Raw genomic sequence first — 22,381 nt, 5'->3', positions numbered from 1 at the left:
TCATAGAATCCTGCTTCTATTCTACTGCCCGCCACTGACAAAAGGCCCTGGCCACAAGGGCTTTCGGGGGTGCTGTGGCACAGGTGAAGGACGGGTTTTCGCGTACCGTGGGCCGTATGGAGATCTGGATCAATCCGGCCTGTTCGAAGTGCCGCAGCGCGCTCACCCTGCTCGACGCTCAGGGCGCGGACTACACCGTCCGCCGCTATCTGGAGGACGTGCCGAGCGAGGACGAGATCCGGGACGTCCTGAACCGCCTCGGTCTCGAACCCTGGGACATCACCCGCACCCAGGAGGCCGCCGCGAAGGAGCTCGGTCTCAAGGGCTGGTCCCGGGACGACACTTCGCGCGACCGCTGGATCACCGCCCTCGCCGCGCATCCCAAGCTGATCCAGCGTCCGATCATCACCGCGGACGACGGTACGGCGGTCGTGGCCCGCACCGACGAGGCCGTACGGGACGCTCTGTCACGATAGTCAACGGTTTGTCGGGCGGCGGGAGTTCGGAGGGTCTGCGCTGTTACCCTCCGCCGCCATGACCTTCGGCGATCAAGGAATGCCCCCGCACAGCCCCGACCCGTACACACCTGGCCCGTACACACCTGACCCGTACACCCAATGGGTGGCCGAGCAGGAGCGCATACGCAGAAGACGCCGTACCCGGCGCGCGGTCGCCGCCGGCACGGCGGTCGTCCTCGTGGCGGCGATCGCCGTGGGCGCCGTGATGTACGTGAGCGGCGGGGAGGGGGACGAAGCGACGACGGCGACCCCGCTGACCTCGGCCACCACGGGCTCCGGCACCGCCGCCCCGTCCGTCGACGTCTCCCTCCCCTCCGACGCCCCGACCGCCCTGTCCTCCCTGCTCGCGCGGCCCGTCATCCGGCCCGAGCAGGCCTTCCCGCAGCAGAACGTGCGCCTGAAGGACGGTTCCCGGCACCACCGTGTCGACCTCGCCACCACCACCGACTGCGCCCGTGCCATGTCTCCCGAGCTGGCCGCGCTGCTCGAACAGGGCGAGGGATGCGTCCGGTTGACGGCGGCGCTCTTCACGGACACCGAGCGGCGTTCGCAGGTGACGGTGAGCGTGCTGAGTTTCCGGCGCGTCGAGGACGCCTCGGCGGTGTTCACGATGGCCTCGATGGACCCGGTGACGTATCAGGTGGTCGCGCTCGACCCGCCGCCCGAGGCGGGGCTGCCGACCGTGCCGCCCGGTTCGGCGGGGGTCTTCCGGCGGCTGATGACCGTGCGCTCGGTGGTGTTCGCCAGTGGGCAGTGGGGGGACGGGGCGGAGACCGGGGAAGCCGAACTCACGGGCCACACCGAGGGGTTGCTCCAGCACGTCAACGACACCGTGGCGGCGTACGAACAGGACCAGAGCTGACACCGATGTGACGCGCACCACTTTGGTGACTCCTGTAACCGCTGAGTAACTTCGTTCGGTATCTCGTACATGGCGGCGTACGCTCCCCTACCTCTCAGGAGCCGCGCATGTCGCGTAGGAGAACGCTCGGCACGAAGAAGAAGCTCGCGCTGCTGGCGAGTGCCGCGACGGTGGCGGGAGGCGGCGCCTTCGTCATGGCGGCCACCTCGAACGCCTCGCAGTCCCCGCAGACGGCCGCCGAGTCGACCGTCTGCCAGGGGCTCGCCACCGCCCTCGGCAACAACCAGCGGTTCATCGACGGCCAGCGGGCCGCCCCGGACGCGCAGTCCGAGGCCCGGATCGCCAACCGTGAGGCCGTCATCGCACAGATCAGGGTGCAGCAGGAGGCGTCCGGGTGCGTCGTCGGGGAGTCGGCTCAGGACCCCCGGGCGACCCAGCCGGCCCAGACCACGCCCCCGGCGCAGACCGCGCCACCCACGCAGGCCGCGCCCCCGGCGCAGGCCGCGCCGCCCGCCCCCGGTCAACAGGTGTGCAACGGCTCGACCGTCACCCTGTCCGGCGAGGACGGCGCCCCGGCCGCGTCCAGCAACCAGTTCCCGGCCGGCACGAGGCTGAAGGTCACCAACCTGGACAACAACAAGTCCACGACGGTGGAGGTCGCCTCGGTCTCCGGCAGCTGTGTCCTGCTCAACAACGCGGCCTTCGAAGAGGTACGGGAGCCCGGCAAGTTCCTGATTCGCCGGGCCGTGATCGAGAAGGTGGGGTGATGCCACGACGCCCGTAACCGTACGTGTCACCGGTCCCGCCGCCCCCGGCCAGGGGTGGCGGGACCGGCATGTCCGTGACCTTGCATGCCCCCGCGCCCCGCCCGCAACCCCATCGCATACGAGCCACCCCCCCGCGCTCCGTTCGGGGCGTCTTTCCCTGTCGCTCCGCGCACCACTCCCCGCGCAGCGCCGGCCCTCACAGCGTGAGTCGCGCCACAGCACCACCAGGTAACACGGGGTTCACATTCGAGCAATGACCGGGAAATCGCCTGTTGACAGGCTGCCTGGCATCGAAAGCGGTGCCCCAGTGCCGCAGCGCCGCAGCACCCGCACGTGCGTCTAGACACACCCCCGAAGGAAGTGGCCCGTGACCTTCAAGGCTGAGTACATCTGGATCGACGGCACCCAGCCGACGGCGAAGCTCCGTTCCAAGACGAAGATACTGGCCGACGACGCCAAGGGTGCCGAGCTGGGAATCTGGGGCTTCGACGGGTCTTCCACGAACCAGGCCGAGGGCCACTCCTCGGACCGTGTCCTCAAGCCGGTCTTCTCCTGCCCCGACCCGATCCGCGGCGGCGACGACATCCTCGTCCTGTGCGAGGTCCTCAACATCGACATGACGCCGCACGAGTCCAACACCCGTGCCGCGCTGGTCGAGGTCGCCGAGAAGTTCGCCGCACAGGAGCCGATCTTCGGCATCGAGCAGGAGTACACCTTCTTCCAGGACGGCTACCCGCTGGGCTTCCCCAAGGGCGGCTTCCCGGCCCCCCAGGGCGGCTACTACTGCGGTGTCGGCGCCGACGAGATCTTCGGCCGTGACGTCGTCGAGGCGCACCTGGAGAACTGCCTGAAGGCGGGCCTCGCGATCTCCGGCATCAACGCCGAGGTCATGCCCGGCCAGTGGGAGTTCCAGGTCGGCCCGGTCTCCCCGCTGGAGGTCTCCGACCACCTGTGGGTGGCCCGCTGGCTGCTCTACCGCACCGCCGAGGACTTCGGCGTCGCCGCGACGCTGGACCCGAAGCCGGTGAAGGGCGACTGGAACGGCGCCGGTGCGCACACCAACTTCTCCACCAAGGCGATGCGCGAGGGCTACGACGCGATCATCACCGCGTGCGAGTCGCTGGGCGAGGGCTCGAAGCCGCTCGACCACGTCAAGCACTACGGCGCCGGCATCGACGACCGCCTGACCGGTCTGCACGAGACCGCCCCGTGGAACGAGTACTCCTACGGTGTCTCCAACCGTGGCGCCTCGGTCCGCATCCCGTGGCAGGTCGAGAAGGACGGCAAGGGCTACATCGAGGACCGCCGTCCGAACGCCAACGTCGACCCGTACCTGGTGACCCGCCTGATCGTCGACACCTGCTGCTCCGCCCTGGAGAAGGCCGGCCAGATCTGATCACCGCGCACTTCCCGGAAGGGGCGCCCGCCATCTCGGCGGGCGCCCCTTCCGCGTGCCGGACGAGAGCGAGTTCACGCCAGGCAGGCGTCCAAGCAGTGAGAGCAGGCTCCTGTCGCGGAGTCGTGTCTGCTTCAATGGGCCCATGGCCGGCTTCCAGAACCACACCGCGACGGGTCGCCATGACCTCGAGCCGTTCTGGCCTTCCCGTCAGCACCACGACTTCGACCGGGTGTGTTGCCGCGCGACGAACGCGCCGGCCCTCTAAAGCCGTACACCCCGGCCTTCGGCCAGCGCGCACGACGTACGTTCCCGTCGGACCTCTCGCGCGAAAGAGCTGACCTCTCATGGCGACCACTCGTTCCCTGTCCACCGCCGTTCCCTCCTCCCCCAACGGTTCGCGTCATCGACTGCGGGCCGTCGACCGGGACGAGGTGATCGACGTCGCGGAGTTCCTGCCGCCGGGCGCCACCTGGCTGCCCGCTCCCCCGCACACCCTCCCCACCCTGCCGGGGCAGCCGCCGATGATCGGCTACCTGGTGCTCGTCCCGGCCGACCAGCAGCCGCCGTTCCCGCCGGTGGCGGTGCCCGACGCGGCGGCGCCGGAGGGCGGCGAGACCGCCGCCGACCCGCTCGTCCGCGTCGACACCGTGCAGCGCACGGCCGCGGTGGACGGACGCGAACTCGACCTGACCTACCTGGAGTTCGAGCTGCTCGCGCATCTGGTCACCCACCCCCACCGGGTGCACACCCGCGACCAGCTGGTGACGACGGTGTGGGGGTACGGCCATGTCGGCGACGGCCGTACGGTCGACGTCCACATCGCCCGCCTGCGCCGCAAGCTCGGCTCCGAGCACCGCCGGGCGATCCAGACGGTGCGCCGGGTCGGCTACAAGTACGCGCCGCCGACCGGACGCTGATCCCCTAAGCCTCTGCTGACGGCAGATACCCGTTCCGTCCCGCGGTTCCACCGGGCACAGTCACCGGCATGAGACTTCTGATGCTGGGCGGTACGGAGTTCGCGGGGCGGGCCGTCGTCGAGGCGGCCCTCGGGCGCGGCTGGGAGGTGACCGTCTTCCACCGGGGACGCCACGAACCTGAGGCCGGCGTGCGGTCCCTGCACGGCGACCGCACCGCCCCCGAGGGGCTCGCCGCCCTGGCCGCGGCGGACGGCGACTGGGACGTGGTCGTCGACACCTGGTCGGCCGCGCCCCGGGCGGTGCACGAGGCGGCGCGGCTGCTGCGGGGCCGCGCCGACCGGTATGTGTACGTGTCGAGCTGCTCGGTGTACGCGTGGCCGCGGGGCGCCGGGTACACCGAGGACTCGCCCCTGGTCGAGGGAGCCTCGGCCGACGCCGAGCAGACCGACTACGCCCGGGACAAGCGGGGCGGCGAGCTGGCCGCCGTCGAGGCCTTCGGCGCGGACCGCTCCCTGCTCGTACGGGCCGGGCTGATCCTCGGGCCGTACGAGAACATCGGCCGGCTGCCCTGGTGGCTGAACCGGATCGCCCGTGGCGGCCCCGTCCTCGCGCCCGGGCCGTACGACCTGCCCATCCAGTACGTCGACGTCCGTGACCTCGCGGAATGGATCCTCGACTCGGCGGAGCGGAAGGCGAGCGGACCCTACAACCTCGTCGGGCCCTCGGGGCACGCCACCATGGGCACGTTCCTCGACGCCTGCGTGGACGTCACCGGCGCCGCCGCCGAGCTGCGCTGGACCGAACCGGACGTCGTCCTCGACGCGGGCATCGAGCCGTGGCAGCAGCTGCCGGTGTGGCTGCCGCCGGGCAGCGAGGGGCATGCGGCCCTGCACAGCGCGGATGTCTCCCGGGCGCTCGGGGCGGGCCTGCGCTGCCGTCCGGTCACCGAGACCGTCGCCGACACGTGGAACTGGTTGCGGAGCATCGGCGGGGTGGCGCCGCAGCGCCCGGACCGGCCGACGGTGGGACTGGACCCGGAGCTGGAGGCGAAGGTCCTCGCCGCGACCGGGGGTGTATCTGGCACCACCTCCTGACCGGCCGCCCAGCCCCAGTGACCCCCGCCTTCCGCTCGGCCAGACTGACGCCATGACGACCATCGAGACGAAGAGCGGCACCGGCCGCACCGGGACGCGAGGCGTGGGGCGGGCGGCGGTACGGGGGCTCGGGCTGGCGCTGGTGACGCTGCCGGGGGCGGTGCTCTGTTTCACGCTCACCCTGGTGTCCCTCGCGCTGATACCGATCGGGATCGGGATCGTCACCACGCCGTGGGTGCTCACGGGGGTGCGGGCGTTCGCCGACTGGCGGCGGGTCCTGGCCGCCCAGTGGTGCGGGGTGCAGATCCCGTCGGCGTACCGGCCGGTCCCGAAGGACGCCAACCCCTGGATGCGTACCTTCGCGATGCTGCGTGACCCGGCGACCTGGCGGGACCTGAGGTGGCTGCCGGTCGACATGACCGCGGGGTTCCTCACCGCGCTGCTGCCGGCCGTGCTGCTCTTCTACCCGCTGGAGGGGTTCGCGCTGGCGGCCGGGCTGTGGCGGGTCTTCCCGGACGGGTACTGGTACGGGTTCGTGCCCGTCTCCGGGCAGGCCACCGCGCTCGCCGCCGCCGCGCTGGGCCTCGTCCTCCTGTTCTTCGCCCACTTCCTCACCCCGCGGCTGCTGGAGGCGCACTTCCGGCTGACCCGGGCGGTGCTCGCCTCCAACCAGGGCGAACTGGCCGAGCGGGTGCGGGTGCTGACCGAGACCCGGCGCGACGCCGTCGACACCTCCGCCGCCGAACTGCGGCGCATCGAGCGGGACCTGCACGACGGGGCGCAGGCCCGGCTGGTCGCGATGGGCATGGATCTCGGCACCATCGAGGTGCTGCTGGACAAGAACCCCGAACAGGCGAGGAAGCTGCTCGCGCAGGCCCGCCAGTCGTCCGTGGACGCCCTCACCGAGCTGCGCGACCTGGTGCGCGGCATCCACCCGCCGGTGCTCGCGGAGCGCGGACTGGGCGACGCGGTACGGGCGTTGGCGCTGCGGCTGCCGGTGACCACCGAGGTGGAGGTGGACCTGCCCGGCCGGGCGGACGCGCCCGTGGAGTCGGCGGCGTACTTCGCGGTCAGCGAGGTGCTCACCAACGCGGTCAAGCACGCGGACGCCGACCGGATCTGGGTCGATCTGCATCACGTCGCGGAGGGCGCCGGCATGCTGCGGATCTCGGTCACCGACAACGGCAGGGGCGGCGCGGCGACCGGGGCCGGTTCGGGTCTGGCCGGGGTGGAGCGGCGACTGGGTACATTCGACGGCGTCCTGGCCGTCAGCAGTCCCGCGGGCGGTCCCACCATGGTCACCATGGAGATCCCTTGCGCGTTGTCCTAGCCGAAGACCTGTTCCTGCTGCGGGACGGACTCGTCCGTCTCCTGGAGGCGTACGACTTCGAGATCGCGGCGGCCGTCGAGAGCGGGCCGGAGCTGGCCGCCGCGCTGGCCGAACTGGAGCCGGACGTCGCGGTGGTCGACGTACGACTGCCGCCGACGCACACCGACGAGGGCTTGCAGTGCGCGCTGAACGCCCGCCGGGACAGACCCGGTCTGCCGGTGCTGGTGCTCTCGCAGCACGTGGAGCAGCTGTACGCGCGTGAGCTGCTCGCCGACGGCAGCGGCGGGGTCGGCTATCTGCTGAAGGACCGGGTGTTCGACGCGGAGCAGTTCGTGGACGCCGTACGGCGGGTCGCGGCGGGCGGTACGGCGATGGACCCGCAGGTGATCCAGCAGCTGCTGTCCCGCCGGGCGGCCGACGACCAGCCGCTCGGCCGGCTCACGCCCCGGGAACGCGAGGTGCTGGAACTGATGGCGCAGGGCCGCACCAACGCGGCGATCGCCGCCAAGCTGGTGGTCACGGAACGGGCGATTGCGAAACACACCGCCAATATCTTCGCCAAACTGGGGCTGGAAGTGTCGGACGACGACAACCGTCGCGTCCTGGCGGTTCTCGCGTATCTCGACCACGGCCGCTGAAATCGGGACCCTGCCCGGGCACCTCCTGTGAGGGATCAGCAACTGCATGTATTTCATGGGCAGTTGAAACCGAATTGTCTCGCGAACCTCTCACCAATTTCTGAGACGGCTGAACACCACTGGGACCGCTTGCGTATTCAGGGGAGCCGCTTCACTCCTGTCGGGCGCCTCGATAGCCCCGCAAGGAAGTCAGAGGAGTTCCATGGGACGCAACACAAGAAAACGCCGTATGCCACTGGCCACCAAGGCCGTTGCCGCTTCGGCAGCCCTAGCGCTCGGTGGGGGCGGGCTGATCTGGGCAAACTTCTACGCCTCGGCTCATGAGACAGGCTCGGGGCAGAATCAGACCAAGGCCACGGGCGCTCAGGTCGCGACGATCAACTGCCCGGACGTCGGCCAGAAGCTGACGGACGTGCCAGAGGGCGCGCGCCAAGGCGTCGCCAAGGAGCTGGCGCTGCTCGACAGGCAGATCACGGACGCCTACACGCGTCTCGCGGACACGCGCCAGGCCCAGGCAGGAGACGCCGGCTACGTCAACAACGCCATCCTGGGCCCGCTGAAGTCCAAGCGGGTCGCCACCATCGACCGGATCGGCATCAACATCAACCGCGTGGGCGGTAAGGCTCCGCAGGGGATCGACCAGCTCGCCGAGTGTCAGGGTGTCCCGGCCGAACAGCCGGAGACCAACGACGGTCAGGGCGGGGACCAGAACAACGGCGGTCAGGACCAGGGCCAGGACAACGGCCAGGACCAGGGCGGCGGCCAGGACCAGGGCGACGGTCAGGACAACGGCCAGGACCAGGGTGACGGTCAGGACCAGGGCAACGGCGGTCAGGCCGGCAACGGCCCGGTGGCCGACGACTTCGTCAACATCGAGGACGTCCAGCCCAATTCCCGCAACCTGCCGAACGGCCTCGCCGCGAACGGGGACACCGGTTCGACGGGCAGCTTCACCACGAACTGCGGCACCAACGAGAACGAGAACCGCAACTCGGACAACGTGATCGTCGCTCCCGGTGTCAGCAACGGTGCGCAGCACCAGCACGACTACGTCGGCAACCAGGCCAACGACGCTTTCGCGAGCGACGAGGACCTGGCGAACGGCGAGACGACCTGCCAGAACCAGGGCGACAAGTCGTCGTACTTCTGGCCGGTACTGCGGGTGCAGGACGGCCAGAACGACATCGACGCGGACGCGCCCGGTGGCGGTCAGGACAGCAACGTCGGCACCATCCAGCAGACCGCCGAGGCGGAGCTGAAGTTCGTCGGCAACAAGACGAGCGATGTCGTCGCGATGCCGACGGCCCTGCGCATCATCACCGGTGACGCCAAGGCCTTCACCAACGGTCTCGCGAACGCCAACACCGCCTGGAGCTGCACCGGCTTCGAGGACCGGCAGGTGACGGACAAGTACCCGATCTGCCCCGAGGGCAGCTCGGTGGTGCGCACGTCCGCCTTCCAGAGCTGCTGGGACGGCCAGAACATCGACAGCGCCAACCACCGTACCCACGTGGCGTTCGTCCAGGCCGACGGCACCTGTGCCAACGGCTTCCAGGCCATCCCCCAGCTGCAGGTCCGTCTGGTCTACGACGTGCCGGCCCCGCAGATCGAGAACGGGCAGGTCGTGAACCCGTTCGCGGTGGACTCCTTCCCGGAGCAGCTGCACAAGCCGATCACCGACCACAACGACTTCATCAACTTCTTCGACGAGGACGTGATGAACCAGATGGTCGACTGCATCAACAGCGGCGAGGACTGCCAGTAGTCCTGACCCAGTAGGAAGCCGGCGGTGGGATTTCCCACCGCCGGCTTTCGTTTGCCCTCAAGAGCCTCGCGCGAAAAGACCCGCGCGGTCAGCCGCCGTGGCCGGAGCCGGAGTGCGTGGCCTCGCCGCCCGTACCACCGTGGCCGCCGTTCATGTGAGCGGACCCCTCCTCCATGGTCCCGCCGAGCGTGGTCCGCAGCTCGGTGACCGTCTTCTCCTCGCCGACGGCGACCCACTTGCGGCCGACGAGGTAGTAGCCGCCGTAGTCCTTCGCCCCGTTCAGCCACTCGCGCTGGCCGCGGTCGGTGGCGAAGGTGGCGAGGACGTACTTCTGGTCGCCGTCCTTGCAGATGGCCTGCCGGATCGTGTCCGCGTCCGTCTGCATGTTCGGCTTGCACTTCGCCTCGGCCGCCAGGTGCTCGAGGCTGCCGGTCGCCGTCTCCGGAACGGCCGCCTCGCCGTCCCCGTCGGATCCGCAGCCCGCCAGCGCAAGCACCAGCGCCGCGCCGCTCAGCGCGAGCATCGGTCGGGTCACCCTCATCTGTTCCTCCGGTCGCCTGCATCGGACCATGCCTCGGTCGGCCCCGGCAAGGGGCCCGTCCCCTTCGATACGGCTCCCGGGCCCGCCGCGCTCAAATCCGATGCCACGACGGGCACACCCGTGCGAAAGTGTCCCGGTGAACCAGGACTGGGAAGATCGCGTGACCGCAGCTTGGGCGAGCTTCGACGACTACGCCGAAGAAGATGCGGCCGACTTCCGCGCGGTGATCGACGCACTCGTCGCCGAATTGCCGGCCGGCAGCCCGCTCGGCCCCTTCGAGCAGGCCTGCGCCTGGGATTCGACGGGCCACTCGGACAAGGCCGTTCCGCTGTATCGGGAGGCCCTCGCCCGCGGCCTCGACGGCTACAAGGGGCGGCGCGCCAGGATCCAGCTGTCCAGCTCCCTGCGGAACACCGGACAGGCGGAGGAGGGCGTCAAGCTGCTGACACCCGAACTGGACGCCCCTTCGGACGAGTTGGACGACGCGGTACGCGCGACACTCGCCCTGTGCCTGTCCAGCCTCGGCCGCGACCGCGAAGGCCTCTCCCTCGTCCTGGGCGCCCTCGCGCCCCATCTGCCGCATTACCAGCGGTCGATGGCGAACTACGCGCGGGCTCTCGTCGATCCTCGGGGTTGAGTCACCCGGGTGGCGGTGACCAACCACCGATTCGCTCGTTCTGCTGAACGTGCAGTCACAGGATGTCGCCCCGCGCCCCGCACCCGGCTCCGGCTCCGCCGCCGCTTCCTCGTCGTCCGACCCGCTCGTCGATGTCGAGCAGGCAGAGGCGGCGCTCGTCGAGCACTACCCCCGGCTCGTCCGGCTCGCCTATCTGGTGCTGCCACCGGGCCTCGGCCGCAACAGGCGCGTTGTGACCGCACACGCGCTCACCCAGCGCGCCCTGCCCCGGCGCCGGACGCCGGCGCCCGTGATCCCGGCCCAGTCGACCGGCCGCGAGGGTGACCCGGGCTACGCCTTCGTCCGACTCCAGGTGCTGCGTACGGCACTGGAGGCGGGCCTGCCGCTGACGCTCAGGGCATGGCCCAAGCGGTCCCAGCTGCCGCCGCTGCTGCCCCAGGTGTGGGGCCTGCGTCTCTTCCCGCGCTCGGGCGGCGCCGACGAACTCGCCCTGGACCAGCGGCTGTCCGCCCTGTCCGGACCGGCCCGCGCCGCGTACGTCCTGCGCGGCCTGGAGAAACTCCCGGACGGCGACGTACGCGAGGTGCTCACCACGGCGGGCGTCGACGACGTGGACGCCGCGCTGGACGAGGCCGACGAGGTCCCCGCGCAGTACGCGCTGCTCGACTCCCCCGAGTTCGACCCCTGTTCGCTGCAGGCCCGGGCCACCGACCTGATGCGGCGCCGCCAGCACCTGAAGGCGGCGCTCGCCGCCGCGGCGGCCGTCGCGGTGTGCGGGGCGTTGCTCGGCCTGCCCGGTGACGGCTGGGCACCCGACGGCGCCGCCGCCCCGTCCTACGCGCAGAACCCGTCGGCCCAGGCGGCCCTGGACCCGGCCAACTTGACCAAGGTCCCGGACACCGCGTGGCAGTCCGCCTCGCGCACCGACTTCTCCGTCTGGCCCGCCCGCGGCGAACTCACCGGCGACAAGGCGCTGCTGCGCCGCGCCCTCGCCGTCTGGGCCCGCCCCGGCGAGACCGTCCAGGTCTCCGCCACCCCGGGCACCCCCTCGGGCGGCCCGGCCGGCCCGCCGCAACTGCTGTACGCCGGGGACGTCGACAACGCGCGGGTGGTGATCCTCTACGACGGTCTGCGCATCGCCCGGTACGCCGAACCGAAGGACAGCACCAAGGGCGCCGCCCTCGACTTCGCGCGGGTCGACGGCGCGACCGGCGCCGAGTCGAACGCGGTGGTGCTGGGCCGGGCCGACGGCAACGTCCGCTATCTGACGGCGCCTTGGGTGAAGAAGGCGGCCGAGCGGGATCTGCTGAAGCCGGGCGCCGGCGCGATGGACCTCACCCTGACCGACGGTGTCACCTCGCCGCTGGCCAGCGCCGCCCTGCAGACCGGCGCGTGCACCTCGTGGAACGTGCTCCAGCTGACGGACGGCTCCGGCACCCGCCTGTCCACCGACCTCGGCGAACTGGTCCCGGCCCGCCTCACCACCGGCCGCCCAGGCGCGGAGCGCGACGCGACCGGCGCGGCGGCGCTGCGCGCCTGGGCACCGTTCGCCTGCTCGCTGTCCGCCGTGCGCTCACAGGGAGTGCGATCCGTGAACGCCTGGGAGTACGCCACCCAGTCGCTGCCCGACGCGAGCGGGTCGGCCTCCTGGGTGTGCACCCGCGCCGAGACCTGGCGGGGCGGCGGGACGCGCGTGCTCGCGCAGTTCCACACTCCGGGCGGGGCGTACGGTGCGGTCGCGGCGAAGGCCGAGAACGTGCCGGCGTGCGGCCCGCGCGACCCGCACGTGCTGGCCGGCGTGCTGTGGAAGTCGGAGGCGGGGTCCTGGTACCTGCTCGCGGCGGGTGGCCGGGGCACCGCGTCGATCACGGCGACGGGCGGGGTCGACGGTTCCGCACAGGGCAACCTGCTGGCCGTGAAGACGAAGGCGGGAGCTCAGGCGGGCCTGAAGGGCGAGCTGGAGAGCGGACGGTCGATCAACGCCCTGCGGTAGCCGGGCACCGACGTCCTGCCGCCGCCCGGGCCGAGGACGCGATCGTCTTGTGTCGAATATGTGGACACCGCTGGCCGGTCCGGTCCGTTCGGGGCCGGATCCGATCGGTAAGGTGTTCGCATGACTATCGGGGTGCGCCGCAGAATGGGTGTCGAGGAGCGGCGGCAGCAGTTGATCGGCGTCGCCCTCGACCTGTTCAGCCGTCGCTCGCCCGACGAGGTCTCCATCGACGAGATAGCCGCGGCCGCCGGCATCTCCCGCCCGCTGGTGTACCACTACTTCCCCGGCAAACTCAGCCTGTACGAGGCCGCGTTGAAGCGCGCGTCGGAGGATCTGGCAAGCCGGTTCGTCGAACCGCGGGAGGGTCCGCTGGGGGCCCGGCTGCTGCGCGTGATGCACCGGTTCTTCGACTTCGTCGACGATCACGGGCCCGGTTTCTCGGCGTTGATGCGCGGAGGCCCGGCCGTCGGCTCCTCGACGACCAACGCGCTCATCGACTCCGTACGGCAGGCCGCGTATGACCAGATTCTTTCGCATCTGCGCGTGGAGCACCCGCCCGCGCGACTGGAACTGGTCGTCCGCTCCTGGATCTCGCTCGCCGAGTCGACCGCGCTGATCTGGCTGGACGGCCGGCGCATCCCGCGCCGCGAGCTGGAGGCACAGCTCGTGCACGACTTCGCCGCGCTGGCCGCCGTGAGCGCCGCGTACGACGAGGAGATGGCCGCGCTGGTCCGGCACATGTTCAAGGACGAGCCGACCGACGGGCCGTTCACCGACCTGGTCGGCCGGCTGATCGCGCTGGGCTCCTAGGCCCGGACAGCCCTGAAGGGGCGCGGGGCGACATCGGTATGCGGCTCCGCCGCGCGGGCGCTCAGCTCTCGAACTTGCGGTACGAGGCCTCCAGATCGCGCACCTCGGCCGAGGCGTGCAGCGCCAACCCCTCGGCGGGCTTCACGTACGTGCGGAGCAACTCCAGTACCGCTTCGGTCAGTTGCGCCTTGGTCTCGTCGGTGCGGCCGGCCAGCAGGCCTAGGGAGACATGGACGACGGCGTGACCGTTCTCGTCCCGGCCCACGGTCGTGTCCTCGGTCGCCCGGAACTGGGTCTTGCACGCCTCGTGCTTAGCGGCCGCGATCTCCACCACCGCGTCGTGCAGCGCGAGCGCGAAGCCGCGCCGGTCGAAGCCCTCGGCGAGGGGCATGGAGTAGTCGACGGTGATCTGCGGCATGGGGACTCCTGTTCTGGGCAACAGGACCCACCTTAGTTCTTCAGTTGCAGCGCCAGCATCGCGATGTCGTCCTCGCGCTCGTGGCCGAAGCAGGCGAGGAGCGTGTCGCACAGGGCGTCCAGGCCCGGCAGGGAGCCGGTGGCGGCCGCGCGGAGGTGCTCCATCGAGACCTCGAGGTCGGTGCCCCGGTTCTCGATCAGGCCGTCGGTGACCATGAGGAGCCGGTCGGAGGGCTCCAGGAACAGCTCGGTGGGCGGCGGATGCGGCAGGCCCACGCCGAGCAGCGGACCGTTGACCTTGGTGTAGTCGGCGCTGCCGGTGTCCCGGATGATCAGCGGCGGGATGTGCCCCGCGTTGGCGATGCGGGTGCGGCCGGTGCCGGGGTCGATCAGGGCCAGGCAGACAGTGGCCGTGACGTCGGGGTGGTAGACCTGGAGCATCCGGTCGAGGCGCTCGGCGAGCACGGCCGGGTCGCTCTCCTCGAGGCAGTAGGCGCGCAGCGCGTGCCGGATCTCGACCATGACGGTCGCCGCCTCCAGCGAGTGCCCGACGACGTCACCGACCGCGGCGAGCACGCCGTCGCCGGTGCGCAGTACGGCGTAGAAGTCGCCGCCGATCTCGGTCTCCCGGGACGCGGGTACATAGCGGACCACGACGTCCATGCCGGGCAGCTCGGGCAGCCGGTGCGGCAGGGGCAGGAAGCTGTGCTGGAGGGTGAGGGCGACGTGCCGCTCGACCTGGTACATGAGCAGCGGCTCGGCGGCGAGCGCGGTGGCCTGGGCGAGCCGGGCCAGCAGGGCCTCGGCCTCGGGGCCCGCCCGGCGCAGCCCGCGGGTGGGTACGGCCAGGCACACCGGGGCCCTGCCGTCCTGGGTGACGACGAGCGCCAGCCGGGCGTCGTGCTGCACGCCGGGCCGGAAGAACCCGGCGGGCCACAGCGGTGCGGGCACGGTGGTGATCTGCACTCCGGCCTGTCCGCGGGTGAGCCGTCGCAGCAGGCCGGCCACGGTCCGGTGGGCGCTCTCGTCCGGCAGCGCGATCGAGGTGCGGTCCCGGGAGAGGCCGCGGTACAGCTCGTCGTCCTGGCCGAGGACGAAGACGGCGGCGGGAGAGCCGGTGAGCCGCGCGGTGCCGTCGGCGGCGGCGTCGGCGAGCTCCTGCAGGGAGCGCGCCGCCTGGATGGTGACGATCGTCTCGGAGAGCATGGTCAGCCGCCGTACCTGCGCCTGGCCGTCGGCGCGCAGCCGGGCGGCGCGCACCACGGCCCGGACCGCCGCCTCGATCGCCTCGGGCTCGGCGGGCATCGCCAGGAACGCCTCGGCGCCCTCGTCCAGCGCCTGGCAGCGGTCGCCCGGGACCACGGCGACGGCCGAGCAGTGCACGACGGGCAGGCCGGCCACGCGCGGCCGTTCCTTGAGCCGGCGGCACAGTTCGAAGCCGCTCATGTCCGGCAGGTTCACGTCGATCAGAGCCGCGTCGGGCAGGTTGCCCTTGCGCAGCCGGGTGTCGATCTCGGTGAGCGCCTCGTGGCCGGTGGCGACCTGGACGACCCGGTGACCGGCGCGGCTCAGTACGGCGGCCAGGGCGTACCGGCTGTCCGCCACGTCGTCCACGACCAGCACGGTCGTGCCTGTCTGCTTGCCGTTGACGTCCATCTGCCAGCCCCTCGGACACACCGGTGGGGCAGACCTGGTTCGGGGTCTGCCCCACCAAGGTAATGCCCTTGTCAGGAAACCGGGGAGAATACCGCCACGGTCCGCCCAGGAACCGTGAAGGTGCCCGATATCCGCTCGTATGACGAGGACTTGACGACGGAGTCGGCACCCGACGCCTGCACCGGGTGCAGGCGGTAGCCGGTCCCGGCGAGCGGACCGACCCGCTGCTCCTGCGCTGTCGGCGTCGCGTTGAACACGACGACCAGATCACCGAGCTCCATGGTGATCACGCCGGGTGTCTCGTCCTTCCCGGAGAGCGGGAAGGTGAGCTTCGACTGCACCTGGCCGGCCGTGTCGAGGGAGAAGTCCCGCTCCGTCGTCCGGATCTTCAGAAGATCCCGGTACGCCGCCGAGGCCCCCTCGATCTGCGGGCAGCCGACCTTGATCGCGCCCAACAGGGGCTTGGCGTACGGCCACTTGGACGCGTTGTCGGCGGCCATCGGCAGTCCGCGCCCGAAACCGTTGCCGTCCTTGCAGTTCCAGTGGACGGCGTTGAACCAGTCGCCGCTGTCGTAGGAGTTGCGGTCGAGAGACTTGGACCGCAGCAGGTCGGTGCCCGCCTGGGAGAGGGCCGGGCCCTGCGAGAGGGTGGCCGTCGCCATGGCGAGGACCTGCATCCGGGCGCGGTCGGACGCGGACGTGCCCGCGGACAGCTTGAAGGCCAGCGCGTCGAACAGCGTCTCGTTGTCGTGCGCGTCCGCGTAGGCGAGGGCGTCGCCGGGCGCGTCCGCGTAGCCGGCGGGGGCGCCGTTGTAGTCGACCTCGGCGCCGGTGACCTCCTTGCCGTCGGTGTCGGTGAAGGTGAACGCCTTGAGGTTCCCGGAGAGCCCGACCTTGATCAGGTCCTGGTAGTGCAGGAGGCGGGCCTTCTGCTGTTCGGGCGTCCCGTTGTTCGCGGACGCGTTGGGGTCGGTGTACAGGCCGGACGCGAAGCCCTGGACGCCCGGGTCCTCGTCGAAGGGGCCGCCGCCGCGCACGGCGTCACGGGCGCGGTCGGAGAAGGTCGCGACTCCGGTGCCGGCCATGTTCTTCTGCGTGGCCTGCACGAAGCGGGCGTCGTCGGCGACCTCGCCGAAGTTCCAGCCCTCGCCGTACAGGATGATCTTCTTGCCGTCGACGCCGTCCTCGGCGACGGTGAGCGCGTCGAGGGCCTTCCTGACGGCCAGGATGTTGGCCTTCGGGTGGTGGCCCATGAGGTCGAAGCGGAAGCCGTCGACCTTGTACTCCTTGGCCCAGGTGACGATCGAGTCGACGACCAGTTTGCCCATCATGGCGTTCTCGGTGGCCGTGTTGGCACAGCAGGTGCTGTTGGCGACCGAGCCGTCGGCGAGCAGCCGCTGGTAGTAGCCGGGGACGATCCGGTCGACGACGCTGGTGTCCGCCTGGCCGCTCGCGGCCGTGTGGTTGTAGACGACGTCCATGACGACCCTGAGGCCGTCCTCGTTCAGTGCCTTGACCATCTCGCGGAACTCGACGGTACGGCCGCTGCCCTCGGGGTCCGTCGCGTACGAGCCCTCGGGGACGGTGTAGTGGTAGGGGTCGTAGCCCCAGTTGTAGGCGTCCTTCGCGGCGACCGCGGAGACGCATTCCTGCTGCCGGTCCGAGTCGGCCCCGTAGGAGGCCAGGTCGCAGTCGACACTCGCCTGGTCGGACTTCTTCTCGGGGATGGTGGCGATGTCGAAGGCGGGCAGGAGGTGCACGTACGACGTGCCCGACTTCGCCAGCTCACGGAGGTGCTCGGAGCCGTCGCTGTCCTTGTCGGTGAAGGCGAGGTAGGTACCGGGGTCGGCCGCCGTCCTGTCCGCGACGGAGAAGTCCCGGATGTGCAGTTCCTGGATCTGCGCGTCCTTGAGGGGCACGGCCTTGGGCTTGGCCAGCGAGGACCATCCCTTGGGGGCGAGGGAGCCGTCGTCGAGGTCGACGACCAGGCTGCGCTCCGAGTCGGTGGTCAGGGCGAGCGAGTAGGGGTCGGTGACCTTGTTGGTGACGACCTTGCGGACACTGGGCGCCCAGACTGTCACGGCGTACCGGTAGGCCTTGTTCTTCCAGGACTTGGGGCCGGTGACGGACCAGACTCCGGTGGTGGCGTCGCGCTTCATGGCGACCGTGGAGCCGTCGAGTTCCAATGAGACCTTTTGCGCGGTCGGTGCCCAGACCGCCAGCGTCGGACGGCCGTTGCGGAACGTCGGTCCGAGCTCCGCCTTCGTCGCCGCGGGGTACAGGTCGTCGAGTACGCCGGCGATCTGGACGCCCGTCGCGGCGAGCACCGCTCCGTTGGCGGCCCGCTGGGAGGCGACGACCTGGCCGCTCAGCGCACCGCGCACCCGGTCGCGGTCGCGCGGGTCGACGGACCAGGCGGTGTAGTCCTTGAGGTGCGGGAACCTGGTCTTCTGGGCATCGGTGAGGGCGGTTTTGGAGAGGCGGAGCCACTTGGCGTCTCCGGTCAGCGTGCCCTTGTCGACGGCGATCGAGCCGTCGCGGGAGTACAGCAGCTGTGTGGAGGCGGCCGTCTCGGAGCCGTTCCAGGCGACCGTGTTCCGGTCGATCCAGACCGCCTTGGAGGTGGTCAGGTCGAGCGCGGCGGCGGAGCCGGCCGGCTGCGGGAGCAGGTACTTCTCCTGGCCGCTCACCAGCCACACCTCGTGGCCGTCGGCCGTGAGGTCGAGGGACTGGTCGGTGGGCAGGTCCTTCTCGTCGCCCTTGTGGATGATGTAACTGAGGCTGCCCGCACCCTCGTTGAGCGGCACCTCGAAGACCGCGCCATAGGGGTCGGTCTTCACCGGCTTCAAAGGGTTCGACCAGTCGGTGGGGTTCGCGGCGCCCGTCCAGACGTGCAGGCCCCAGCCGTCGTAGTTCCCGTCGGCGCGGTGGTAGTGCAGGACGGCCTTGGACTTGTCCTGCGCCGGGTAGTCGGGCCGCTCGGTCCGTACGGCCTCCTTGCCCTGCTCGATCCAGATCTCGCCGGTCTTGCTGACGTCGATCGTGCGGTCGGCGGAGACGTCCTTGTTGCCGTCCTTGTCGATGACGAGGAAGCCGACGTTCGAGGCGCCGGGCTTCAGCTTGACGTAGGCGAAGGCGCCGTACGCGTCCCGGCCGATGAAGGGATGGCTGTCGGGCCAGTCGGTCGACTCGCCGTCGGCGAGGTCGCCCCAGGCGTACAGGCCCCAGTCGGCGTAGGCGCCGTCGGTGCGCTTGTAGTGGACGACCGCGTAGTCACGGGAGGAGGCGGAGGGGATCTCCTCGGCGGGCGGGGTGCCGGTCACGCTGTCGGCGGTGGCGCTCGCCGTGCGACCGGCCGAGTCGACGACAACCGCCTTGTAGCGCAGGATGGTTCCGGCCGGGACGTCCTTGCCGAGGGTCTGTGTGACCTGGTACGGGGCGTGGTCGGCGGAGCCGAGGGTCTGCCACTTCCCGTTGCCGACCTGGGCGGCGAAGACGACCCGGTTGAGCTGACCGCCGGCCACGTCGGCGGTGACCTCGACCGTGCCGGTGGCGCCGGCGGCGGGGGCCTTGAGGGTGATCGTCGGCTGGGTGGCGGGCCGGGCGAGCCTGCCGGCCGCCTTGAGGACGATCGCCGAGCCCGCCGGGACGGTGACGGTGATCTTCTTGTCGGCGTCCGACCTGACCGTGCTGTCGGTGCCGTGGATCCCGCGGAACGTCATGTCCGCCGAACCGGTCGCGAAGGTCGCCTGCTTCGCCTCGTCCGCGTTGTTGACGGCCACGACGTACTCGACGCCCGTCTTCGCGTCCGTACGGGAGAAGGCGTAGACACCGGAGCCGTCGGCCGCGTACCGCTCCGTCTGTACGCCGTCCGCCAGCGCCGGGTTGTCCTTGCGGAGCTTCGAGAGGGCGGCGAGCTGCCGGTAGAGCGGCGCAGTCGTGTCGTACGCGTCGTCCGCGTGCGTACGGTCGGTGCCGAGCCGGTCGTCGTCGAGGTAGTCCTCGGTCTTCGAGGCGAACAGTGTCTGGCGGGCGTCCTTGTCGCCGCCCGCGCCGGTGAAGCCCTGTTCGTCGCCGTAGTAGACGACGGGGTTGCCCCGGCTGAGGAACATCAGCTCGTTGGCGAGCCTGTCCTTGGCGAGCAGCTCGGCGTCGGTGGCCTTCGGGTTGTCCTGCTTCAGGAAGTACCCGATGCGCCCCATGTCGTGGTTGCCGAGGAAGGTGACCTGCTCGTACGCGTTGGCCTTGTCGGTCGTGTACTTGTAGTCGTCGCCGAAGACCGCGGCGAGCTTTTGCGCGCTGCCGCCCTGGGAGGCGTACTGCCGGGCCGCCTCCTGGAAGGGGAAGTCGAGCGTGGCGTCGAGGCGGCCCTCGGTGACGTACGGCGAAGTGATCGACGTGTCGGCCGAGTACACCTCGCCGAACATGAAGAAGTCCTCGCGCCCTTGCTTGGCGGCGTAGGCGTCGAGGGCGGTGGCCCACTGGGTCCAGAACTCCGTGTTGACGTGCTTCACGGTATCGATGCGGAAGCCGTCGATGTCGAAGTCCCGCACCCAGCGCTGGTAGATCTTCTCCATCCCGCTGACGACCTCGGGCCGCTCGGTCCACAGGTCGTCGAGGCCGGAGAAGTCGCCGTTCGTGGAGCTCTCGCCGGCGAAGGTGGAGTCGCCGCGGTTGTGGTACATCGTCGGGTCGTTGAGCCAGGACGGGACCTTGGCGCTGTTCGTGACCTTCGGCGTGCGGGGGAAGGAGTCGGCGTCGACCTCCGGGAAGTCCTTCGTACCCGCGTAGTCCGCGTCGTCGAACGGCTCTCCGTCCTTCGTCAGATACGGGAACGCGCCCTTGGAGAGGTAGTCGTAGGACTTCTCCTCGTAGTCGACGACGTCGGCGGTGTGGTTGGTGATGACGTCGAAGAAGACCTTCATGCCCTTGGCGTGCGCCTTGGAGATGAGGGTCTCGAGGTCCTTGTCGGTGCCGAAGTGCGGGTCGACCTGGGTGAAGTCGGTGATCCAGTAACCGTGGTAGCCGGCGGAGGCGTTCGCGCCCTCCCCCTGCACGGGCCGGTTCTTGAAGATGGGGGCCATCCACAGGGCGGTGGTGCCGAGGCCCTTGATGTAGTCGAGCCTCTTGGTCAGGCCCTTGAGGTCGCCGCCCTGGTAGAAGCCCTTGTCGGTGGGGTCGTAGCCGGTGCTGAGGCGGGAACCGGTCAGGCCGCCCCGGTCGTTGCCGGTGTCGCCGTTGGCGAAGCGGTCCGGCAGGACGAAGTAGAACTGCTCACGGGTGGCGTCGTGCCGGGCGGGCTCGGCGGCGAGCTTCGCGTCGGACGGCGGTGGGGGCGGGGCGTCGGCCCGGGCGGCCAGGGGCTGGACGAGCGCCGCGACCAACGCGGTCACGGTGACCGCGGCGACCCGGCCGGCCTGGGCAGTACGGCGCCTGGGCGCCGTCCATCTCGGTATCACGGACGTGGACTCCTTGCGATGACGGCTCTCTTGGGTCCGACCCCGCGCGACCGTATCGCCGAGGAAAGGCTTACAGCAAGAGTCCTGAAAGTTCTGGTAAGAACTTTCAGCAGCTCGACTTGCCCGCGTAGATCGCCAGGGCCGTGTTGGCGCCCAGCGTCGCGGTGAACTGGCCGCTCGAATTGACCGTCACCGTCGTGTTGTTCTGCACGTTGCAGTACGTCCCCGCGGGCAGCGAGGTCTGGTAGGTGCGGCTCAGGCTGCCCGACTCGTGGTTGATGGCGACATAGCCCTTGGCTCCCCGCCCGAAGGCGATGGCGTCGGCGCCGTTGTCCCACCAGTTGGTGAGCGACTCGCCGCGCACCGCGTTGCGGAAGGCGACCATGCGCCGGAGCTCCGGCCAGGCGTGCTGGCACTTCCAGCCGTCCTGCCAACAGGCGTTCACCGCACCGCCGTTGGGCGGCCCCGCGTCGGTGTCGGAGAACTCGTAGCCGGAGTTGATGTCCGGGGCGCCGTACGGATGGGCGAGCATGAAGACGTTGGCGAGCGTGTAGTTGGCGCCGTCCTTGTAGCTGAGCGTGGAGCCGTTGCGCTCGGTGTCGTGGTTGTCGACGAAGACACCGGAGACCGAGCTGTTCAGGTACCCCCAGCCCTCGCCGTAGTTCTTCAGGTAGGCGAGGTTCTCGCTGTTGAAGACCCGCTTGAGGTCGTAGGCGTAACGGAACTCCTGGACGTCGCCGTTGCCGGTGTACTCGGTGGGCTGGACGGCCTCTCCACTGCCGTGGATGACCTCCTGCTTCCAGTACACGGACGGGTTGCTGAGGCGCGACTTGATGTTCGCCAGGTCGGTCGCCGGGATGTGCTTGGCCGCGTCGATGCGGAAGCCGTCGACGCCGTACCCGAGCAGGGAGTTCAGGTAGCCGGCGATCGCCGAGCGGACGTAGTTCTCTCCCGTGTCCAGGTCGGCGAGGCCGACGAGTTCGCAGTTCTGGACGTTGGTGCGGTTGCCGTAGTCGCTGATCGTGGCCGTGCAGTCGTCGAAGTCGTAGGAGGAGTACAGGCCGGGGTAGGTGTACTTCGAGTACGACGAACCGCCCGTGCCGGTGCCGCTGCCCGCCGACATGTGGTTGACGACCGCGTCGACGACGACCTTCACACCCGCCGCGTGACACGTGTCGACCATGCTCTTGAAGGCGGTGGCGTCACCGAGCCGGCCGGCGATCCGGTAGCTGACCGGCTGGTACGAGGTCCACCACTGCGAGCCCTGTATGTGCTCGGCGGGCGGGGAGACCTGGACATAGCCGTACCCGGCCGGGCCGAGGGTGTTGGTGCACTCCTTCGCCACCGAGGCGAAGTTCCACTCGAAGAGGACGGCGGTGACGTCCTTGGTGCCGGGCGGCGCCGCCTGTGCGGTGCCGGCGGGGGCGACGAACGCGGCGGCGCCTGCCATGAGGGCGCATGCTCCGGCGAGGGCTCTTCTGGCCATGTGGGCCCCTTCTTCGTTGAAGGTTCTTGCTGAAAGCTTGCAAAGCCGTGCGGTGTCGCAGATCGTAGAGGCCCGCCTCCCCAAGCGGAAGG

Annotated in this window: 17 protein-coding genes; 12 read left to right on the top strand and 5 right to left on the bottom strand. The window is 70.3% G+C overall.

The features are described 5' to 3' along the window. Positions 1-116 precede the first annotated feature (116 nt). From AC5P09_RS08030 to AC5P09_RS07990, 9 genes are all read left to right on the top strand, one after another. On the top strand, positions 117-476 hold the full coding sequence (locus AC5P09_RS08030) for an arsenate reductase family protein (protein ID WP_493873143.1): 360 nt from the start codon (positions 117-119) through the stop codon (positions 474-476). Positions 477-534: 58 nt separating this feature from the next. Next, on the top strand, positions 535-1,380 hold the full coding sequence (locus AC5P09_RS08025) for a hypothetical protein (protein WP_493873142.1): 846 nt from the start codon (positions 535-537) through the stop codon (positions 1,378-1,380). Positions 1,381-1,487: 107 nt separating this feature from the next. After that, positions 1,488-2,147, top strand: coding sequence for an SCO2207 family protein (locus AC5P09_RS08020; RefSeq protein WP_493873141.1), 660 nt, complete (start codon positions 1,488-1,490; stop codon positions 2,145-2,147). Positions 2,148-2,514: 367 nt separating this feature from the next. After that, positions 2,515-3,543 (top strand): glutamine synthetase, encoded by a 1,029-nt coding sequence (gene glnII / locus AC5P09_RS08015; RefSeq protein WP_493873140.1) that lies wholly within the window; start codon positions 2,515-2,517, stop codon positions 3,541-3,543. A 347-nt stretch (positions 3,544-3,890) separates the two neighbouring features. Continuing rightward, positions 3,891-4,463 (top strand): winged helix-turn-helix domain-containing protein, encoded by a 573-nt coding sequence (locus AC5P09_RS08010; RefSeq protein ID WP_493873139.1) that lies wholly within the window; start codon positions 3,891-3,893, stop codon positions 4,461-4,463. Positions 4,464-4,531: 68 nt separating this feature from the next. After that, complete coding sequence (locus AC5P09_RS08005) at positions 4,532-5,557, top strand: NAD-dependent epimerase/dehydratase family protein (RefSeq protein WP_493873138.1); 1,026 nt, start codon at positions 4,532-4,534, stop codon at positions 5,555-5,557. A 52-nt stretch (positions 5,558-5,609) separates the two neighbouring features. After that, positions 5,610-6,887, top strand: a complete 1,278-nt coding sequence (locus tag AC5P09_RS08000; protein WP_493873137.1) for a sensor histidine kinase — start codon at positions 5,610-5,612, stop codon at positions 6,885-6,887. Then, positions 6,872-7,525, top strand: a complete 654-nt coding sequence (locus AC5P09_RS07995) for a LuxR C-terminal-related transcriptional regulator (protein ID WP_053755370.1) — start codon at positions 6,872-6,874, stop codon at positions 7,523-7,525. Before AC5P09_RS08000 ends, AC5P09_RS07995 begins: the two co-directional genes overlap by 16 nt. A gap of 202 nt (positions 7,526-7,727) precedes the next feature. Further along, positions 7,728-9,290: a DUF1996 domain-containing protein gene (locus tag AC5P09_RS07990; protein WP_493873136.1), complete on the top strand. Its 1,563-nt coding sequence runs from the start codon at positions 7,728-7,730 to the stop codon at positions 9,288-9,290. Positions 9,291-9,378: 88 nt separating this feature from the next. Here AC5P09_RS07990 and AC5P09_RS07985 read toward each other — a convergent pair whose 3' ends face one another. Continuing rightward, entirely contained in the window at positions 9,379-9,831 is a 453-nt protein-coding gene (locus tag AC5P09_RS07985) for a hypothetical protein (protein WP_493873135.1), read from the bottom strand. 100 nt (positions 9,832-9,931) lie between these two features. Here AC5P09_RS07985 and AC5P09_RS07980 point away from each other — a divergent pair, with 100 nt between their 5' ends. From AC5P09_RS07980 to AC5P09_RS07970, 3 genes are all read left to right on the top strand, one after another. After that, positions 9,932-10,468, top strand: coding sequence for a tetratricopeptide repeat protein (locus AC5P09_RS07980; protein ID WP_493873134.1), 537 nt, complete (start codon positions 9,932-9,934; stop codon positions 10,466-10,468). A 49-nt stretch (positions 10,469-10,517) separates the two neighbouring features. Continuing rightward, entirely contained in the window at positions 10,518-12,461 is a 1,944-nt protein-coding gene (locus AC5P09_RS07975; RefSeq protein ID WP_493873133.1) for a hypothetical protein, read from the top strand. Between the two features lie 120 nt (positions 12,462-12,581). Continuing rightward, positions 12,582-13,271 carry a TetR/AcrR family transcriptional regulator gene (locus tag AC5P09_RS07970; protein WP_493873132.1) on the top strand — a complete coding sequence of 230 codons (690 nt, stop codon included), beginning with the start codon at positions 12,582-12,584 and terminating at the stop codon, positions 13,269-13,271. Positions 13,272-13,332: 61 nt separating this feature from the next. Here the strand turns inward: AC5P09_RS07970 and AC5P09_RS07965 are convergent, their stop codons facing one another. The 4 genes from AC5P09_RS07965 to AC5P09_RS07950 all read right to left on the bottom strand — a co-directional run bounded on the left by AC5P09_RS07965 (position 13,333) and on the right by AC5P09_RS07950 (position 22,289). Then, complete coding sequence (locus AC5P09_RS07965) at positions 13,333-13,689, bottom strand: 5-carboxymethyl-2-hydroxymuconate Delta-isomerase (protein WP_493873131.1); 357 nt, start codon at positions 13,687-13,689, stop codon at positions 13,333-13,335. A gap of 32 nt (positions 13,690-13,721) precedes the next feature. Continuing rightward, positions 13,722-15,344 (bottom strand): SpoIIE family protein phosphatase, encoded by a 1,623-nt coding sequence (locus AC5P09_RS07960; protein WP_493873130.1) that lies wholly within the window; start codon positions 15,342-15,344, stop codon positions 13,722-13,724. 71 nt (positions 15,345-15,415) lie between these two features. Beyond that, positions 15,416-20,803, bottom strand: coding sequence for a pullulanase-type alpha-1,6-glucosidase (pulA, locus tag AC5P09_RS07955; protein ID WP_493873129.1), 5,388 nt, complete (start codon positions 20,801-20,803; stop codon positions 15,416-15,418). A 106-nt stretch (positions 20,804-20,909) separates the two neighbouring features. Continuing rightward, positions 20,910-22,289 carry an alpha-amylase gene (locus tag AC5P09_RS07950; RefSeq protein WP_493873128.1) on the bottom strand — a complete coding sequence of 460 codons (1,380 nt, stop codon included), beginning with the start codon at positions 22,287-22,289 and terminating at the stop codon, positions 20,910-20,912. Between the last annotated feature and the right edge of the window lie 92 nt (positions 22,290-22,381).

Source organism: Streptomyces sp. a15 (assembly GCF_059026085.1).
Note: the sequence above shows the minus strand (reverse complement) of the source record. Positions and strands in the feature narration are given on the sequence as shown.

What these genes read in the sequence shown, in the direction of transcription:
- AC5P09_RS07985 (WP_493873135.1), bottom strand. Translation starts at nt 9,831, where the DNA reads ATGAGGGTGACCCGACCGATGCTCGCGCTGAGCGGCGCGGCGCTGGTG.
- AC5P09_RS07950 (WP_493873128.1), bottom strand. Translation starts at nt 22,289, where the DNA reads ATGGCCAGAAGAGCCCTCGCCGGAGCATGCGCCCTCATGGCAGGCGCC.
- AC5P09_RS07965 (WP_493873131.1), bottom strand. Translation starts at nt 13,689, where the DNA reads ATGCCGCAGATCACCGTCGACTACTCCATGCCCCTCGCCGAGGGCTTC.
- AC5P09_RS08000 (WP_493873137.1), top strand. Translation starts at nt 5,610, where the DNA reads ATGACGACCATCGAGACGAAGAGCGGCACCGGCCGCACCGGGACGCGA.
- AC5P09_RS08020 (WP_493873141.1), top strand. Translation starts at nt 1,488, where the DNA reads ATGTCGCGTAGGAGAACGCTCGGCACGAAGAAGAAGCTCGCGCTGCTG.
- AC5P09_RS08005 (WP_493873138.1), top strand. Translation starts at nt 4,532, where the DNA reads ATGAGACTTCTGATGCTGGGCGGTACGGAGTTCGCGGGGCGGGCCGTC.
- AC5P09_RS07980 (WP_493873134.1), top strand. Translation starts at nt 9,932, where the DNA reads ATGCCACGACGGGCACACCCGTGCGAAAGTGTCCCGGTGAACCAGGAC.
- AC5P09_RS07990 (WP_493873136.1), top strand. Translation starts at nt 7,728, where the DNA reads ATGGGACGCAACACAAGAAAACGCCGTATGCCACTGGCCACCAAGGCC.
- AC5P09_RS07970 (WP_493873132.1), top strand. Translation starts at nt 12,582, where the DNA reads ATGACTATCGGGGTGCGCCGCAGAATGGGTGTCGAGGAGCGGCGGCAG.
- AC5P09_RS07960 (WP_493873130.1), bottom strand. Translation starts at nt 15,344, where the DNA reads ATGGACGTCAACGGCAAGCAGACAGGCACGACCGTGCTGGTCGTGGAC.
- AC5P09_RS08030 (WP_493873143.1), top strand. Translation starts at nt 117, where the DNA reads ATGGAGATCTGGATCAATCCGGCCTGTTCGAAGTGCCGCAGCGCGCTC.
- AC5P09_RS08010 (WP_493873139.1), top strand. Translation starts at nt 3,891, where the DNA reads ATGGCGACCACTCGTTCCCTGTCCACCGCCGTTCCCTCCTCCCCCAAC.
- AC5P09_RS08025 (WP_493873142.1), top strand. Translation starts at nt 535, where the DNA reads ATGACCTTCGGCGATCAAGGAATGCCCCCGCACAGCCCCGACCCGTAC.